General features: G+C 62.0%; 14 protein-coding genes. 11 read left to right on the top strand and 3 right to left on the bottom strand.

What is annotated here, in order from left to right:
• Positions 1-131 precede the first annotated feature (131 nt).
• The 3 genes from QZ564_RS11310 to QZ564_RS11300 all read right to left on the bottom strand — a co-directional run bounded on the left by QZ564_RS11310 (position 132) and on the right by QZ564_RS11300 (position 4,642).
• Positions 132-1,166 carry a hypothetical protein gene (locus tag QZ564_RS11310; RefSeq protein WP_297109502.1) on the bottom strand — a complete coding sequence of 345 codons (1,035 nt, stop codon included), beginning with the start codon at positions 1,164-1,166 and terminating at the stop codon, positions 132-134.
• A 508-nt stretch (positions 1,167-1,674) separates the two neighbouring features.
• Positions 1,675-3,594: a DUF5054 domain-containing protein gene (locus QZ564_RS11305; protein ID WP_297109499.1), complete on the bottom strand. Its 1,920-nt coding sequence runs from the start codon at positions 3,592-3,594 to the stop codon at positions 1,675-1,677.
• A gap of 7 nt (positions 3,595-3,601) precedes the next feature.
• On the bottom strand, positions 3,602-4,642 hold the full coding sequence (locus QZ564_RS11300) for a LacI family DNA-binding transcriptional regulator (RefSeq protein WP_297109495.1): 1,041 nt from the start codon (positions 4,640-4,642) through the stop codon (positions 3,602-3,604).
• Between the two features lie 296 nt (positions 4,643-4,938).
• Between QZ564_RS11300 and QZ564_RS11295 the strand changes: the two genes are divergently transcribed.
• The 11 genes from QZ564_RS11295 to QZ564_RS11245 all read left to right on the top strand — a co-directional run bounded on the left by QZ564_RS11295 (position 4,939) and on the right by QZ564_RS11245 (position 16,999).
• A complete protein-coding gene (locus tag QZ564_RS11295) occupies positions 4,939-6,282 on the top strand; it encodes an extracellular solute-binding protein (RefSeq protein WP_297109491.1) in 1,344 nt (447 codons plus the stop codon).
• Positions 6,283-6,493: 211 nt separating this feature from the next.
• Positions 6,494-7,438 (top strand): sugar ABC transporter permease, encoded by a 945-nt coding sequence (locus tag QZ564_RS11290; protein ID WP_297109487.1) that lies wholly within the window; start codon positions 6,494-6,496, stop codon positions 7,436-7,438.
• A gap of 10 nt (positions 7,439-7,448) precedes the next feature.
• Complete coding sequence (locus tag QZ564_RS11285) at positions 7,449-8,279, top strand: carbohydrate ABC transporter permease (protein WP_297109484.1); 831 nt, start codon at positions 7,449-7,451, stop codon at positions 8,277-8,279.
• A gap of 6 nt (positions 8,280-8,285) precedes the next feature.
• Positions 8,286-9,389 carry an ABC transporter ATP-binding protein gene (locus QZ564_RS11280; protein ID WP_297109481.1) on the top strand — a complete coding sequence of 368 codons (1,104 nt, stop codon included), beginning with the start codon at positions 8,286-8,288 and terminating at the stop codon, positions 9,387-9,389.
• Positions 9,390-9,564: 175 nt separating this feature from the next.
• Positions 9,565-10,977, top strand: coding sequence for a CehA/McbA family metallohydrolase (locus tag QZ564_RS11275; RefSeq protein WP_297109478.1), 1,413 nt, complete (start codon positions 9,565-9,567; stop codon positions 10,975-10,977).
• On the top strand, positions 10,971-11,825 hold the full coding sequence (locus tag QZ564_RS11270; RefSeq protein ID WP_297109475.1) for a sugar phosphate isomerase/epimerase: 855 nt from the start codon (positions 10,971-10,973) through the stop codon (positions 11,823-11,825). Before QZ564_RS11275 ends, QZ564_RS11270 begins: the two co-directional genes overlap by 7 nt.
• Entirely contained in the window at positions 11,822-12,475 is a 654-nt protein-coding gene (locus QZ564_RS11265) for a Gfo/Idh/MocA family oxidoreductase (RefSeq protein WP_297109470.1), read from the top strand. Before QZ564_RS11270 ends, QZ564_RS11265 begins: the two co-directional genes overlap by 4 nt.
• A 127-nt stretch (positions 12,476-12,602) precedes the next feature.
• Positions 12,603-13,625: an IS110 family transposase gene (locus tag QZ564_RS11260; RefSeq protein ID WP_297109467.1), complete on the top strand. Its 1,023-nt coding sequence runs from the start codon at positions 12,603-12,605 to the stop codon at positions 13,623-13,625.
• Positions 13,626-13,895: 270 nt separating this feature from the next.
• On the top strand, positions 13,896-14,315 hold the full coding sequence (locus tag QZ564_RS11255; protein WP_297109464.1) for a hypothetical protein: 420 nt from the start codon (positions 13,896-13,898) through the stop codon (positions 14,313-14,315).
• A gap of 354 nt (positions 14,316-14,669) precedes the next feature.
• Positions 14,670-15,746: a LacI family DNA-binding transcriptional regulator gene (locus QZ564_RS11250; protein ID WP_297109461.1), complete on the top strand. Its 1,077-nt coding sequence runs from the start codon at positions 14,670-14,672 to the stop codon at positions 15,744-15,746.
• Positions 15,743-16,999 carry an extracellular solute-binding protein gene (locus tag QZ564_RS11245; RefSeq protein WP_297109458.1) on the top strand — a complete coding sequence of 419 codons (1,257 nt, stop codon included), beginning with the start codon at positions 15,743-15,745 and terminating at the stop codon, positions 16,997-16,999. The genes QZ564_RS11250 and QZ564_RS11245 overlap by 4 nt, the downstream gene beginning before the upstream one ends.
• The last annotated feature ends 12 nt before the right edge of the window (positions 17,000-17,011 follow it).

The raw sequence follows: 17,011 nt of genomic DNA, 5'->3' as shown, positions 1-17,011 counted from the left end.
GCTTCTTATGCGAAGCGACCCGGCCAGTCCGAATCGTTCATCGATCCGGCATCAAGCACACTGCACAAGGTTCTGTCTTCGTTCCAGATCAATTCGAGCTCATGGTTAACGGGAGAAAACGGGCTCTGGTATCAAGGCTTGTAGTCATACCCGGCTGACCGCTTCTGCCTGAACGGCGCGGTCGCAAAACGATCCGGGCGGCGGACCTTGGCCACAAGCTCGGGATCAACGGGCGGCAATGGCTGGGCCATGTACTCCCGCCATCCTGCCGACCCACGGGCATAGTGGCGGGTCGCAGTGTCTGTGGACGCATGGCCCATCCATACGGCCAGCTCGGCAGGGTCGGCACCACGCGCCTTCCAGTTCGCCGCGCACTGCTGGCGGGCAGTATAAAGACAGATACGACGTGAGGGCACATCGTATCCGGCCTTGACCCGGCGCAGCAGTGCCTGGCACCGCCGCAGCAGCTGGTCCGGCGTGGCGCCGTCAGCCAGAAGCGCTCGTATCGCCAGCATCAGCGCCTCCAGCCTTCTGCGCAGGTCCTGCCCCAGGAGCGAGAGATCGAGTCTGCGGATCGTCTCGAGGCCGCGGGCGTTGCGGATACTGAACTTGGCCGACCGCACCCAAAAGCTCCCGTCAGGCGCTCTGAAGAGGCTAAAGAGCTCACCGGGGCGTGCGCCGACCAGTACGCCCAGCTGGATCATATCTGCGGTGATGTGGGCTACAGAACTCCGGCGGCGCGCTACATCGGCCGACACCGTCATGATCTCGATTCTTGAAGCACTTTTGCGCCGCCCAGCGGACGTCCGGAAGGATGTCGCCCGGCGCGCATCCGCCGGCGTCATCCCTTTTGCCGTGTCGAGCATATCCACCACGGTCTTGATCTCGTGCTCGTCGATCGCCCCGCGGTCCCAGAGGTCGCGCAGATGCTGGAGAATGGCGGCGCGGTATTGCCGGACCGAGGCACGGCGCAAACCCGGTGCACGCCGAACCAGGTCGATAGCAACTTCGTAGGGACCATATCTGCCGTCATCCCAACTGCTCTCCAGCGTCCGCACCATGCCGTCGTAGCGCGTCCTATAGGCGGCCACAGTCGCCGGGCTCCGGCTCTGGACCAGTCCTGTCCTGGGTACAGGACGGCGCAGCAAATATGGGAGGGTATCCATGCGATAATCTCTGGCAGGCTTGTTACAGTCGCTCTCAGGCTAGGAGCGCTCCTGGCAAGGCACACGCAAAAAATCGAGCGTCTCCAATCCACATCACCTGTCCGAGTGAGGCTGTACGATCGTCCTGGGCATCGCGGCCGCACATCCTGTCCTTGGAAGAAGGCGCTATCATTGTGGTCCACGGCCCACCCGAACGACCACGGCGCACGATCCGCTCGAGAATAAGCCAAAACTCACCCATAACTCACCCACAACTCACTCACCGCTCACCCACAACTCACCCACAACTCACCCATGAGTTGTGGGTGAGTTAGGGAAAAGCGATTCACGATGCGGGAAAAGTGTTACCCGAGGCAGGAAATCGGTTACTGCGGCCGAACATGCCCTTCGCCAAAGGAAAACGCGCCTATAGACGGGCCGTCTCCAAGCGCAAGCGATGTGTGGTGGCGGGCGAGGCGACGATACGTCGGACAGGTGATCCACCTTGGCAGTGGCGCCGCAGGTCGCGTCAGCGACCGAGCGTCACCACGAACCGGAAGGCGAGGCTGCCCTCCCACCACATGGGGAAATTGGTGCCCCACTTGTTGTTGTAGAGGCAGAACCGCAGCCCCTTGCTGAAATCAGGGACCTCGGGCTGGAAGGGCATGAAGGGCGCGGCAGCGGGTCCCACAAGGGCACTATCGACCGGCGTGATCGTGATTCCTTCGGCGCGCGCCGCCTCTATGGCCTGCAACTGCCCGCCACCGCGCCGGACGATGTTGTCGGCGGGGTTCCACAGCCCCAGTTTCTCCAGTTCCCATCGTACGCTTTCTCGCGGCGTGAAGCTGAGGAACCCGGCTTCCGGCATGCGATTGGCGGGCTTGTCATAGAGAGCCAGGCGGATTTCGACGCTATCGACATCGAGCCCTCTCACGCTGAGGCTCACCGTGCTGGGGGCGCCCAGGAGCTGTGCGGACGCCTCGGGCATTTGCGCGCTTGATGCGTCGCGACCGGCAAAAACGCCGCAGTGGCGAGGCTTGAAGCAACCACTCTGTGCAGTTTTCGCTCGCTTCAGGCCGGGCTTGTCATGGTCGAGAACGGCCCATTCCTGCCGATGCTGCAAATAGCTGTCGAGATGCTTTTGCAGGCCTTGCCAGTCGTAGCTTTCGTGGCGATAGCCCAGGAGGCTTCCGTCGAGCCCTTCGATCGCGCGTCCATCCGGCGCAGCGATGCGGACGATATCACCGCTCTCGAGGTCGAGGTCTGCGCTCCAGCCATTGTGTTCAATGCGCTGGCCGGGCACTCGCGCTGCAGCCGGGTCCGGCGCTGGTTGCTCGAACGCCATTGAGGCCGATTGCCTGTCTTGCGGGACCAGATGGTCGATCGCACTGACCAGATAGTCCCGCTGCTCACGCCAGGATTGCTCAGCATAGGCAAAACGATAATCGCTGCGTCGCGCCGCCTCGAAATCAGCCCTATCCCAAGCGGTCTCGTCGCGCAGATAGGTCTTGATGTCGACGCCCCAGGTGTGTTCAGCCACCATGGTCAGGCCGCGCCCGAAGGCCAGGCGTTCCGGCGTCAGGGCGCCGTCCCAGCCCTGATACAGGCGGGACAGCGCGCGGAACCGCGCCAGTTTTGCCGGATCGCTGGCCGTGCCGTGTATCCAGCTGTCGCCAATTTCCTGGGTGACAATGGGAAAGGTCTCGCGACGGGCCCACATTTCCGCGCCGAAGAAATCCAAGGTCGACGCCTTGATGCGGCTTTCGGGGTATTGGTGTTGCAAGTGGCGCAGGGCCTCGACCGTCTGTCCCACGCTTTGCGGGCCGATATTGTCATTGGTGTGGGCGAAGCTGAGACCCACATCGCTGCCAGCCGGAAAGTCGGTGGCGCCGTAGGAACCCTGATACATCACCACCACCTCCTCGCCGGAGGGTGCGCGCCAGCGGAAGATAGGCGGCACGTCGGGCACGGGGCTGGCGGTATTGACCCCCAGATGCAGGAAGCGAATGCCGGCCTGGGCCAGAAGCGGCACCATGCCAAGCGTATGCCCGGGCACATCCGTCATCTTTGCGGCCATGGTGGTCCTACCGAAACGCCGGTCAAGTTCGGCGGAATAGGAAAGGCCGGCCCGGAAGACGGCCGGGTTCATCAATTCGGTATGAGTGGTAAAGGGCAGCCCGTGCCAGGCAATCAGCCCACGCTCGATGGCCCGTTCCAGCGCGCGCACGCGCTCGGGCCCCTGCGAATTGAGGTGATCCCAGATCAGCCAGGCCCCGGTGGTCCAGACAAAGGCGGGCGCCTGAGGGTTCTCGTTGAAGAAATGGGTCGCGGTGGCGATGGCCTGGGGAATGAACTGGTCATGATACTGCCTCCGCACACGCGCAGCGTGATCGGTGAAGCCGATATCGAGGTGGGTCTTGAAGACGAGATGAATGGTGCTTGTGGTCATGAAATGTTCAGCCCACCGTGCCGCGCACGACAAGGCGAGTGTTGAGGGTCTCCTCGAGACCAGGGGCGTCAGGGGTATTGAGCCGACGCAGGATCAGCCGCACAAGGGCGCGCACGCGTGCATCGAGGTCGAACTTCACAGTCGTCAGGTTGTAGCTTTTCCAGTGCGACTGGGCGATGTCGTCAAAGCCGATGACGCTGACATCCTGCGGCACCCGAAGGTTCAATTCGTACCGCAAGGCGTCGAGTGCACCAAAGGCGCTGACGTCGTTTGCAGCAAAAATGGCCTCGGCCCCCACGCCGACCCGAAACAGATCGATAGTCGACTGGTAGGCTGCATCATAGCCGAAGTCGCCCTGTATGACCGTTGGCGGCGCCATTCCCCGCTCGGCCATAACCTGGCGCAAGGTGGTTTCACGGGCGATGCTGGCGCGGGACTTGTCGATGCCTGAGAGATAGGCAATGCGGCTGACGCCATAACCCTGCAACAAGGCCACGGCCTGGTCGATACCGTCGTGCTGAAGGATGTTGAGCCGATCAAACAGCGGTTCACCCGCTGCAGGGGCTGCCTGCCCTGCCAGCGGATAATCGACATAGATGGGCACGGCGCGGTCAAGGAAGCGGGCGAGCGTCCGGGGCTTGACGTTTTCGACGAAGGCTATGACGGAGTCCGGATTGAACCCGCGCATATAGGCGAGCAACTTCTCGTCCATCGAATAGTCGGTGCGGGTCTTGAACAGCAGGGTCGCAAAGCCCTCGGCCTGCAGCGCGGTGGTCAGCGCGTCGATCTCCTGGCTTTCCCAATGGCTGCACACATCAGGCACAATAACCCCCACAAGGTGGGTCCGGCCGCTGACCAGTGCTCGCGCCGCGCGATCGGGCGTGTAGTTCAGTTCCTGCGCGATCTTCAGAATCAGTTCGCGCTTTTCCGGCTTGAGCGAGGTGTGCGGATTGAAGGCCCGCGACACCGCCACGCGCGATACCTTGGCGCGCTCGGCCACCATTTCGGCCGTTGCCCTGCCTCGCTGCTCTCCGGCACCTTCGGACACATACCCCTCCCGCCCAACATGTTTGAAAGCGTGTTCAACTTCTTCGAGCTTCAGAGGCTCAATGTCAAGTTATCCGACCATCAAGGAGGCCGCAACTGAATGACTGATCGTCACTGCATTGTCTTGTTTTCCTGCCATTGAGTGACCTCGCTCCTCGGGCGACACATTTCCACCGCGCAATCTCCGCATTGACGAAAAGTGAAAACGTGTTCATTTTGATCGGGTCGGATGCGAGGAGCCATCCGGCCAAGACCGGCTCGGAGAATCCGGAGCCATCATTTGGGAGGATTTGGACGATGAAAAATCGTATGTGCGCGTTTGCGCTTGGCCTGATCGGCGCCTCTGCCGTGGCAGTCCCGGCCTTTGCCGTTGATCTCGACATTACCTGCCGCTGCGTGATTGGCGGCGTCAACAGCGCCACGGCGGAATGGCTGGAAGAACAGGTCATTCCGGCCTTCGAAGCGGCCAATCCGGACATCAATGTCACGCTCAATCAGTTTGGCGGCGAAGATGCCCAGCTCACCCAACAGCTGGCACTCGACTTCTCGACCGGCGCCGGCCCCGACATCTCCGCGTTCGACGGCTTCCTCATCCCCGCCTTTGCCGAAGGTGGTCAGCTCAAATCGCTCGATGACCTGATCGGCGAAGACTATGCCAATTGGGAAGGCTGGGATCACATCTCGCCCGGCATCCGTTCGATCATGTCCTATGACGGGGAAACTTACGGCATCGGCCTGGGCACCGACGTGCGCATGATCTTCGTGCGCAAGGACCTGCTTGAGCAGGCCGGCATCCCGGCCGACTGGCAGCCGACCTCGTGGGATGACGTGCTCGATGCTGCCCGCAAGCTCAAGGAGGCTGGCGTGGAGGCCCCGCTGCAGCTCAACGCCGGCGTGGCCATGGGCGAAGCGACTACCATGCAGGGCTATTGGATGGCACTGCTCGGTACGGGTGAAGGCGTCACCGACGAAAATGGCAAGTTCATCGTCGAGAGCCAGGGTATCCTGGACGTGCTCAACCTCTACAAGACCATCTATGTTGATGAAGGCCTTGGCGACCAACGCGCCCAGCTGCTGGCCGATGGCCGCAACCGGTCCTTCGCCAACTTCCGCGATGGCAAGACCGCCATGCTGGTTGAAGGTGACTGGTTCTACCGCTCGGTCACCGCGCCGGGTTCGGAATTCGAGGTAGCAGACCGCGGCAACGTGATGAGCTGGGTGAAGATGCCGGCGGAAGAGCCTGGCAGTGCCATTCGCGGCCAGGACTTCGTCTCGATCTCGGGCGGCACGGGCTTCGTGATCAACCCGAACACCGATGCGCCGATGGAGGCCTGGAAGCTCCTGTCCTTCATGATGAGCAAGGAGCAGATGACGGCCTTCCAGGACTACCAGCCGGGCATCCGTTCGCGTTCGGACGTGCCGATCCCGAACAACCCGTTCCTGACCGAAACCAGTCAGACCCTGCTGCCGCTGACCACGGCCCGTCCGAACGACCCGAACTACAACGCCGTGTCGCAGGAAATACAGCGCATGACCGAGGCCGTGGTTTCCGGTGAACTGTCGCCGGAAGAGGCCATGGCCCAGTACAAGGCTGCCGTCACCGCCATCGTCGGTGAAGAGAACACCGTCAGCCTGCTCTAAGCTCCTCCCTGCCCGCCCGGCGCCCCAAGGGGCGCTGGGTCTCAGGGGACAGGAAGGGCACCTGAACGCGACACCCATGCAAGTCAGTCCTCGAATGTCATCCGAGGACTTTTCAGGATCGGCGCGTTTCGCAAATGCCACGGGCCAGATCCAAGGACCGCGCGACCTGCCTTTGACCAGCCAACTTGCCACCAGATCGAAGCGGTACGCCATGACCACCGAACCCATTTCCACCCAGCCGCAACGCAAGGTCAGGAACTTTGCCCTGTTGTCCAATCGCGCCGGCGCTGCATTCATGCTGCCGGCGGGCTTGCTGGTTTCGGTTTTCGTCATCGTTCCCTTTTTCTGGGTGATCTTTGTTTCCTTCACCAACCGGACGCTGATTGGCAAGACAGCGCTCAATCCCGATTTCGTCGGGCTGGGCAACTACCTGGCCCTATTTGATCCGGCGACCTTTTTCCAGCGCGGTCAGTTCGGCTTCTCGCTGATCCTGACCACCCAGTTCGTGCTCATGTCTGCCCTTGTGGGCCAGGCGCTTCTGGGACTGCTGCTCGCCTGGCTGATCCAGACGGTACCGCCCTGGATCAAGCGCATAACCGAGACCTTCGTCATCGCCGCCTGGATTTTGCCCGAAGTGGTCATCGGATTTGCCTGGTTTGCTTTCCTCGACCGCGACGCAGGCACTCTCAATATGCTGCTAACCGGACTTGGCCTGCCCCCCGGCGACTTTCTCTTGCAGCAGCCCTTCTGGGTCATCGTGGTGTTCAACACCTGGCGCGGCGCCGCCTTCTCGATGATGCTGTTCAATTCGGCCTTCTCGTCCATCCCACCGAGCTATTTCCAGGCCGCAGATGTGGCGGGCGCCTCGAGCTGGCAGAAGTTCCGCGACATCGGCCTGCCCCTGATCCGGGGCCATATCGTCACCGACCTGATCCTGATCACCATGTGGACGTTTAATACCTTCACGCCCTTCCTGCTCACCAATGGTGGGCCGAGTTATCGGACCGAGCTGGTCTCGATCTACAATTATCGCGTGGCCTTCCAGGACTTCCAGTTCGGCAAGGGCGCCGCGGTGGGCGTCATCATGATGCTGATCAACCTGGCTTTTGCGCTGATCTATCTGCGTCTGGGCCGCAAGAAGGCCCCCAAGTCCTGAGGACCGCGCCATGAACCTGACCATTCCCGCCTTTTTCGGCCGCATCGCCTTCTCGGCCCTGGCCGCCCTGATCGGCGCCGTCTTCGCCCTGCCGCTCCTATGGTTCCTGTTCGCGCCATTCAATGCTCAGGCGCAAATGGGCCTGGCAGTGCCCGATCCCTGGACGCTGAGCAACTTCGTCACCGTGTTCGGCAATTCCTATGCCGTACAGGCCTTGTGGAACAGCTTCATCCAGGCCACCGGCGGTGTCATCCTGGTGGGTGCCGCCGCTACGCTGGCCGCCTATGCCCTGTCGCGCTCCTCGGTGCCGGGCAAGGGCGCGGTCACCTATGTCCTGCTGCTGTTTTCTTCGGTGGTCTCGGGTTCGGCGGCCATGGTCCCGATCTTTCTCATCATCTCGGCGGCAGGAATCATGGATACCCATGTCGCCGTCATCCTCACCTTCGCCGGCGGTTTGCTGCCCACCGCCATGTTCATCCTGCGTGACTTCATTGACTCCATTCCCAAGTCGTATGAGGAAAGCGCCATGGTGGCGGGCGCCTCGCCAGTGCAGGCCTTCTTTGACGTCGCCCTGCCCGTCATCCGCCCGGGCATCGTGGTCGTGGTAGTCTGGAGCTTCGTCAATATCTGGGGCTCGTTCCTGATCCCCTTCGTCCTGCTGCGCAGCTCGGACAACATGCCGGCCTCGGTTGCCATCTACTCCTTTTATTCGGAAGCCGGCACGCCAATCGTGACGCTCCTGGCGGCCTATTCGCTCATCTATTCCCTGCCCGTCGTGGCGCTCTATCTCTTCGTCAGCTGGAAGTTCGGCTTCCGGTTCTTCGGCGGCATCAAGGCTTGATCACTCATGGCTTCAGTTGAATTCAAATCCGTCACCAAGAGCTTCGGCGACTTCAAGGCTGTCTCCGAAGTCAATTTCAACATCGGCGATGGTGAGTTCGTCTGCCTGCTAGGCCCATCGGGCTGCGGCAAGACCACGTCGCTGCGGATGATGGCGGGCCTGGAAACGCCGACCTCCGGGCAGATCCTCATCGGCGGCGACGAGGTGACCCATCTGCATCCCAAAGACCGCAACATCGCCATGGTGTTCCAGGACTATGCGCTCTATCCGCACATGAACCTGGCCGACAATATCGCCTACCCGCTCAAGGTGCGCGGCGAGGCCGTCGCCAATCGCCATGGGCGCGCCCGCGAGGTCGCCGATGTGCTCAAGATCGGCCATCTGATGGACCGCCTCCCCAGCCAGATTTCCGGCGGCCAGCAGCAGCGCACTTCGCTGGCACGTGCCCTGGTCTATCCGGCCAAGGTCTATCTCTTCGATGAACCGCTCTCCAACCTGGATGCCAAGCTCCGGCTCGAGGCCCGCGGTTTCCTCAACCACCTGCAGCGCGACATGGGGATGACGGCTGTCTATGTGACCCATGACCAGGCCGAAGCTATGGCGCTTGCCACCCGCATCGCGGTGATGGATCAGGGCAAGATCGTCCAATATGCCTCGCCGATCGAAATCTATCGCCGTCCCGCCACCACTTTCGTCGCCAATTTCGTCGGCAATCCGCCGATGAACCTGGTCGAGGTGGACGGCACTCAAGCCGGCGGACAGCTGGTGCTGAAAGGCGAAGGTCTCGCCATGGCCGGCCTGCCCATGACCGACGCCATTGGCAATGCGCTGGCGAGCAGTTCGAAACTCACACTCGGTGTCCGCCCGGAGCATCTCTCGCTCACAGCGGCCGGTGCGACCAACTCCATCAGCGCACCGCTCTTTGCAAATGAGAATATGGGGCCGGAAAGCCTGGTTACCATCGATCGTGGCGAAGGCGCCCGCGTCACTGCGCGCATCTTCACCGACGACCATCTCCATGTGTCCGATCAGGTGAGCCTGAGCTTCTCGGCCGAGCACGTGCATCTGTTCGACGCCATGGGCAAGCGTATCCCGGCAGTGGGGGAATAACCTGCATGCGCGGCATGAGGGCCTGCTGCATCACCCCACACTCATTCCCTCCCCGTCAAGAAGAGGGCGGCGCAGGACTGCGAAGCCTGAGCTCATCGTCTCCCTCCCCCTTGTGGGGAGGGACCAAGGGCGGGGGTTCGGGCCCATCCACGGCGTTGCAGTCTGAGAAACAGCCATGACCACCATCACCGCCCACGTCACCCGCGCCGACCAGGCCGCTAACCCCTACTATTACATCCCCTTTGAGGTACCTGAGGGCACCACTCGCATCGATGTGACCTTCAGCTATCCCAAGGCCGAGGATTGCATCATCGACTTAGGTGCCTTCGACCCGCGAGACACAGGCTATCCCACGGCGGATGGCTTTCGTGGCTGGAGCGGGGGCGCCCGCGACCGTTTCTTCATCGCCACCGATGATGCGACGCCGGGCTACATTCATGGCGAAATCCATCCCGGTACTTGGAACGTCATCCTGGGGCTCTACAAGGTACCCGAACAGGGCGCCATGATCAGGGCGGACATTGCTCTCGACGCCACCCCGCGCGCCCTTGTCCCGCAGCCGGAGCGTAGCTTTCCGGTCCGTGGGGGAGCCGGTTGGTACAAGGGTGACCTGCATTGCCACACCTATCATTCAGACGCCAAGGGCTCCCCGGAAACGCTGCACGCGGCGGCGCGGCAGGCGGGGCTCGACTTTCTGGCCATCGCCGACCACAACACCATCAGCCAGCGCCGCTATTTCCATCCGCACTCCTCACCCGATCTGGTCTTCGTGCGCGGCATGGAGGTGACGACCGCGGTAGGCCACGCCAATGTGTTCGGGCTTGACGAGTGGATCGACTTCCGCATGACTAGGCCATCGGACGCGCATGTCCTTGAGCGCCTGGTGCATGAAAGGGGCGGGCTGCTCTCGATCAATCACGACAAGCCGGTCATTCCCTGGGACTACGAGTTGCCTGCGGCCGACTGCCAGGAAGTGTGGCAGTCCACCTGGCTCGACTGGAACTGGGTCGCCCTGGAGCGCTACCAGAACCGGCTGGCCTCCGGCATGAAGTTTTCGGCCATTGGCGGCTCAGATTACCACCAGCCTGCAGACCTGCGACCCGAGGGGCCGCTGGTCCTGGCGCGGCCCACGACGGTGCTCTTCCTGCCTGAGCTGAGCGAGGACGCGATCCTGGCCGCCATGAAATCGGGCCATGGATATGTCACCGAGGGGCCGAACGGGCCCCATCTCGAAATTCGTGCCGGTGCCGTCGTCATGGGGGGGGGCGTCGACATGCTCCTTGGGCTGGACGTGACAGTGCGAGGTGCAGCCGGCGACAACGTCGTCCTCATCGATGCCACCGGCCCGATTGCGGAAGTCGAGATCGAGGGAAACGACTGGACGAAACGGGTGCCCCTCGACCGGCCGACCGGCTTTGTCCGAGCCGAGGTGATCGCAGTGGCCAGTCGCGACCGTCTGGTGGGAGAATTGCAGGCCGTGCTCAAGGGCGTGCAACTGCCTGATCACTTCAAAGGCGCGCGCATTTCCGAGCAGCCGCTCCGGCGTGCGCTAAGCAACCCCATCTATATCGAGGCCCAACGATGCTGATCGGCAACGCGCCCTGTTCCTGGGGCATCACCTATCCCACCGGCAATAACTATGGTTGGCAGCAATACCTCGATGAGGTCGCCGCCGCCGGCTATCGCGGCACGGAACTGGGACCTTTCGGCTTCCTGCCCAAGGATGCGACAGTGCTCAAGGCCGAGCTCGCGCGACGCGAACTGACGCTGATCGGCGCGACCCATGTCCACACCTTCAGCGATGCCGACACGATGCCGGAGTTCCTGGCGACCGTGGCAGATCTCGCCCATCTGCTCGCCTCGCTAGGCGCGAAGCATCTCGTCGTCATGGATGAAAGCAATGCCTATCCCCATGGGCAGGAAGGCGTGCTCGACCCCGAAGGGTGGCGCGGCCTCATCGCCATGGTGGGTGCTGCCCAGAAGGTTGTCGAAGGCGAGCACGGGCTCAAGCTCAGCTTTCACCCGCATATCGGCACCGCCATCGAAAAGGAGGCACAGATCGACCGCTTCCTGGCCGACACCGAAATCGACCTTTGCTTCGACACCGGCCATCATGCCTTCTGGGACCAGGACCCCATTGGCTATCTGGAACGGGTCTACCCTCGTGTCGCGTATATGCATCTGAAAAATGTCGACCCGGCAGTGCGCGCGCGCGTTCTTTCGGGAGAAATCTCGGTCAGTGACTCCTATAGGGCCGGGGTCATGTGCCCCCTGCCCGATGGCGCGGTTGATATTCAGTCAGTAATGCGCCTGCTTGCCGAGCGTGGTTTCACCGGTCCCATCGTGGTCGAACAGGATATGGCCGAGAACGCCGCCGAAACACCGCTGCAGCTGGCCGCCCGCAATCTCGCCTATATGACCGGGATTTCCGGATGAGCCCGTATCTCAAAGTCGGCCTCATCGGACTGGGCGAAGTCGCCCAGCTCATGCATCTGCCGCTGCTGGCCGATGATCCGTGTTTTTCCATCGCGGCAATCACCGACGTATCGCCTTCGCTGGTCGAATACATCGCCCAAAGATATGGAGTGGCCAAGCGCCATGAGAGTGCGGATGCATTAATCGCCGATGATGGGCTTGATGCCGTCTTCATCCTGACGCCCGATCACCTGCATGCCGAACTGCTTGAACGAGCCATCCGCAGCGGCAAGCACGTGTTCGTCGAAAAGCCCGCCTGCCTCACGGCGGCACAGCTCGAACCAATCCTTTCGGTGCCGCGGCGGCCCGGGCAAGTGGTGTTCGTGGGCTATATGCGCCGCTTCTCGAGGGCTTTCCTCGAACTCAAGAGGCGCTTGCCGCCACTCGACGCCAATCGCCACGTGCGCATTCGTGACATTATCCGCGAGGCGCCTTACTTCGTCGCCCAGACGCGCAATGTCTTCAGACCTGCCGATGTGCCAGCCGAACTCATTGCAGAGGGGCGCGCACGCACTCAGGTCATGCTCCGCTCGGTGATGGGTGATGATTGTCCGCCCGACGCATTACGTGCCTACCAGGTCCTCACCGGTCTTTCCTCACACATGGGGTAATCGCGGGATCGAGCGCCCTGGGCCGGATTGAGTCGGCCTGGATTGGAAGTGGCGATTGTTCCCCGGCAGTATGGAGTTGCGGGCTCACGACTGGACGCCGGGCCCATGCCACAAGCGGAGAACAACCATGAGTGAGTATATCGGTCTCGACGTATCCCTGAAAGAGACGGCTATCTGCGTGCGCAGGGACGGCAAGCGAGTTTGGCGCGGCAAGTGCGCGTCCGATCCCGCGATTGTTGCCAAAGTGCTACGTAAGAATGCACCAGAAGCCGAGCGGGTCGTGTTCGAGACGGGTCCGCTGTCGATCTGGTTCTATCATGCCCTGACGGCGGAAGGGGTCCCGGCGATTTGCATCGATGCCCGCCACGCCAAGGCCGCCCTCGACATGGCGCCCAACAAGACCGACGCCAATGACGCCGAAGGCTTGGCACATCTGGCGGAGGTGGGCTTCTTCCGCGAGGTGCGTGTGAAGGGATATGATAGCATGCTGGTGCGAACGCTTGTCGCCGCACGCAACAAGCTGGTGCAAATGTCGACCGAGCTCTCTAACCAGATCCGGGGCCTCATGAAGACGTTCGGCCTGATCGTGCCCAGCGCGAGAGGTGGATCATTCGAGGCCCAGGTTCAGCGTCTTCTGTCCGGCGACGAAGGATTGACCCAGATTATCCTTCCCCTGCTCGAAGCCTGGCAAGCGGTTCGGACGCGGGCTGCAAAACTGGGGCGCCACCTTCTTGCTGGTGCCCGGCAGAGCCAGGCTTGCCGGCAGCTCATGGCCATTCCCGGTATAGGAGCGATCACCGCAACCTCGTTTGTTACTGCAGTGGAGGATCCTGACAACTTCAAGTCTTCACGCTCAGTCGCAGCCTGGTTCGGACTAACGACGCGTCGCTATCAATCGGGCGAAGTCGACTATGACGGACACATCTCCCGGCGAGGCGACGCTCATATGCGGGGGCTTTTGTACGAGGCGGCGACCGTTCTTCTGACGCGCAGCCGCGTTGATAGCGATCTGCGCACATGGGGACTGACGCTGTGGGAACGGCTCGGCTTCAAGCGTGCCGCCGTGGCCGTCGCGCGCAAGCTGGCTGTCGTTATGCACGCCATGCTGAAGTCCGGCGAACCCTATCATGCGAAGGCCGCCGTGGCCTGACCTCAAACATCCGAGCTTGCCGCGCCTAGAAGCGCGTCGAGGTGTCCCTGCCGGGACGTGGGCGAACCATTCCGCTGAGGCTGTTGCACCCTCTAGCCACCATAAGGCTGGCCGAGTGCGTCTCACACATTGGAAGGTTCATCCTGCGAAGCCCCATCATGCGGCGGCTTATGCCGACCGCGAAGACGACCGTGCTCCCGGCAAACGACAGATCGGCCTGCTAAAAAGGACTTGCATTATGCGGAGCGATTAGACGACAGTTTCTCTGCCATGCGCGATCTGCTTGGGACGCCGAAAGGCGTGCGCCACGCCACCCAGCACGGGGGTGAAACCGTGGTTGCGCTGTTCGATTATGGCAGTTTCACCGCGCTCTATGAGGCCGTGATCGACGACGTGTCTCGTTTCGATGCCGGCATTGAGGTCCTCACCCAGACCCAGCATTTCAAGCTCAACTACGACACTCCCTATATCCGTAATCTCCCCACCCGGCTCGAGGTCATCACCTCGAGCGCCACGCAAACCGGTACGGAAATCGTTGGTCCGATCTACGAGGACCCCTTCCGCGTCGAACTTGAAGCCTTCCGCGGCAGCATCGTCAATGACACCCCCAACAAGACAAGCCTTGAGGATTCGCTGGAAGACCTGAAGCTGATCGGCGCCGTTGCGCGCCACTTTCTCGTGCGAGAGTGACCCCCGACGCGGCTGGCCAGCAAACGGCCCACATGTCCAGATCATTCATATTGGCCCAGATGCCAGGTGGCGTTGCTAATGCAGGACCGTTGTCACGCAGCCAATGCGACAACAACAGCCGAACGCTGCGGCGTGGGCGCCGACCAGTCGCCTCTAGCCCCCGAACGGCGTGACGTTGCTGCGTTTCCTTCTAGAGTCCACGCTGACCTCTTGACTCCTGCGCGCTCCTCATTCATTCATGACACCGATGTCATGACATCGGTGTCACAGAGCGCCGGCGGCATCTTGGTGACTGGTTACCCGCGCTGCGCGACCGCGTAGACTGCTGGTTCCAATCAACCAGAGGAGGAATTTGTGGCCACGATCTATGATGTTGCCAAAGCTGCGGGTGTCTCACCCAAGACGGTGAGCCGGGTGATGAACGGCGATGCGCCGGTCAATCAGGCGACCCGCGAGGCCGTCGAGCGGGCCATGGCGACGCTCAATTACGTCCCCTCCAGCGCCGCCCGCACCATGCGTTCGCAGCGTTCGGGCCTGATCGGCATGATCACCGGCGCCATCAGCACCACCCACCAGTTCGAAGATGCCGGCCTGCCCGAAATCTACCTGGTGCAGGGCGCGCAACGGGTTATTGACCAGTCAAACCGCACCCTGCTCATCGCTGACAGTGGCGGGCAGGCCGAGCGCATCCCCACCCTGTTGCAGACTTTCCGCGAGCATCGCGTTGAAGGCATTCTCTACGTCGCCGAATATCACCGGGAAGTGACCCTCCCCGACTCGCTGCGTGATCTGCCGATCGTGCTCGTCAATTGCTTTGACGCCGACGGTACACCCTGCATCCTGCCAGATGACGAAGGCGGCCAGTTTGCCCTGGTCGACGGGCTCATTCGCCGGGGCCACCAGCGTATCGCCTATCTGACCCTGCCCGAACATCAGGCCGCCTGCAGCCTGCGTGTTGCCGGTTACCGCCGGGCGCATGCCCATCATGGCATCGCGGTGGACGAACGCCTGGTTCAGGTCGGTGCGCTACCCAGCCCCACCCATGAATATGATCTGCTCTGGGACGCGCTCGATCGCGTGCTCAAGGCCGAGCCGACTGTCATCTGCTGCGCCAACGACAAGATGGCCATGCGCGTCTATGGCCTGCTGCGCGACCGGGGCGTCGCCATACCCCAGCAGATGTCGGTGGCCGGTTATGACGATTACCGCATGATCGCCGAGCACCTGCATCCCGGCCTCACCAGCGCCGAACTGCCCTATGCCGCCATGGGTGCGCGCGCAGCCGACAAGTTGCTGCGCCTGATCAACGGAACCCCGAAATCCGGCGAGCCGAGCCGTGAACTCGTCTCAGCCCCGGTTGCCTGGCGCGACAGCGTCCTGACCCGTGACGGCAATGTCACCCAACTGAACTCAAGGAGGAGAGAAACATGACATCCCTACGCCTATTGGCGACAAGCATCGCCATCACGACTGCCATGAGCAGCGCCACATTCGCGCAGACGACCCTGACCATGTGGTATCACGGCGCCGGCAATGAGGTTGAATCCAACATCGTCAACCAGATCATCTCGGATTTTAACGCCAGCCAGTCCGACTGGGTGGTGGAAATGCAGAGTTTCCCGCAGGCAGCCTATAATGACAGCGTCGTGGCTGGCGCCCTGGCGGGCAATCTTCCCGACATTCTCGATGTCGATGGTCCGGTGATGCCCAACTGGGCGTGGTCGGGCTACATGCAGCCGCTGCAGATCGACGAAGCCAAGATCGCCAACTACCTGCCCGGCACCAAGGGCGTGTGGAACGACCAGCTCTATTCCATTGGCCTCTGGGACGCAGCCATCTCGCTGGTGACGCGCAAGTCCTATCTCGATGAACTCGGCCTGCGTGTGCCCACGCTGGAGCAGCCCTGGACGGGCGACGAATTCATGGACGCCCTGGCCAAAGCCAAGGCATCGGGCAAGTTCGACTATGCGCTCGATCTGGGCACCGCCTGGACCGGCGAATGGTATCCCTATGCATTCTCGCCATTCCTGCAGAGCTTTGGCGGCGACATCGTCGACCGCTCCACCTATACAACCGCCGAAGGCGTGCTGAATGGCGATGCGGCAGTCGAATTCGGCAATTGGTGGCAGGGCCTCTTCAACGATGGTTACGCCCAGGCGACGCAGGACCCGGCGGACCGCGACAACGGCTTCAACAGCGGCAAATATGCGTTCTCCTGGAACGGCAACTGGGCGGCCCTGGGCACATTGGATGCCTATGACGATGTGCTGTTCCTGCCTGCCCCGGACTTTGGCAATGGCCCCAAGATCGGCGCCGCCTCCTGGCAATTCGGCGTTTCAGCCGCATCCGAGCATCCCGAGGGCGCCTCGGCCTTCATCGAGTTCGCGCTGCAGGACAAGTATCTGGCCGAATTTTCCAACGGCATCGGCCTGATCCCGGCCACCGCTTCGGCTGCCGCCATGACGGAGAACTACAAGGATGGCGGGCCGCTGGCCGTGTTCTTCGACCTCTCCGAGGCCCAGGCTCTCGTCCGTCCGGTTACGCCCGGCTATGTCGTTGCCGCCAAGGTCTTCGAGAAGGCCCTGGCCGATATAGCCAATGGCGCTGATGTCCAGGACACGCTGGACTCCGCGGTCGACGAAATCGACGCCGACATCGCCAAGAACAACAGTTACGGGTTCTAGAGTCCTCCCCTC

Source organism: uncultured Devosia sp. (assembly GCF_913055165.1).
In the GTDB taxonomy this organism is placed as follows: Bacteria; Pseudomonadota; Alphaproteobacteria; order Rhizobiales; family Devosiaceae; genus Devosia.
Note: the sequence above shows the minus strand (reverse complement) of the source record. Positions and strands in the feature narration are given on the sequence as shown.

What these genes read in the sequence shown, in the direction of transcription:
- QZ564_RS11310 (WP_297109502.1), bottom strand. Translation starts at nt 1,166, where the DNA reads ATGGATACCCTCCCATATTTGCTGCGCCGTCCTGTACCCAGGACAGGA.
- QZ564_RS11305 (WP_297109499.1), bottom strand. Translation starts at nt 3,594, where the DNA reads ATGACCACAAGCACCATTCATCTCGTCTTCAAGACCCACCTCGATATC.
- QZ564_RS11295 (WP_297109491.1), top strand. Translation starts at nt 4,939, where the DNA reads ATGAAAAATCGTATGTGCGCGTTTGCGCTTGGCCTGATCGGCGCCTCT.
- QZ564_RS11290 (WP_297109487.1), top strand. Translation starts at nt 6,494, where the DNA reads ATGACCACCGAACCCATTTCCACCCAGCCGCAACGCAAGGTCAGGAAC.
- QZ564_RS11285 (WP_297109484.1), top strand. Translation starts at nt 7,449, where the DNA reads ATGAACCTGACCATTCCCGCCTTTTTCGGCCGCATCGCCTTCTCGGCC.
- QZ564_RS11280 (WP_297109481.1), top strand. Translation starts at nt 8,286, where the DNA reads ATGGCTTCAGTTGAATTCAAATCCGTCACCAAGAGCTTCGGCGACTTC.
- QZ564_RS11275 (WP_297109478.1), top strand. Translation starts at nt 9,565, where the DNA reads ATGACCACCATCACCGCCCACGTCACCCGCGCCGACCAGGCCGCTAAC.
- QZ564_RS11270 (WP_297109475.1), top strand. Translation starts at nt 10,971, where the DNA reads ATGCTGATCGGCAACGCGCCCTGTTCCTGGGGCATCACCTATCCCACC.
- QZ564_RS11265 (WP_297109470.1), top strand. Translation starts at nt 11,822, where the DNA reads ATGAGCCCGTATCTCAAAGTCGGCCTCATCGGACTGGGCGAAGTCGCC.
- QZ564_RS11260 (WP_297109467.1), top strand. Translation starts at nt 12,603, where the DNA reads ATGAGTGAGTATATCGGTCTCGACGTATCCCTGAAAGAGACGGCTATC.
- QZ564_RS11255 (WP_297109464.1), top strand. Translation starts at nt 13,896, where the DNA reads ATGCGCGATCTGCTTGGGACGCCGAAAGGCGTGCGCCACGCCACCCAG.
- QZ564_RS11245 (WP_297109458.1), top strand. Translation starts at nt 15,743, where the DNA reads ATGACATCCCTACGCCTATTGGCGACAAGCATCGCCATCACGACTGCC.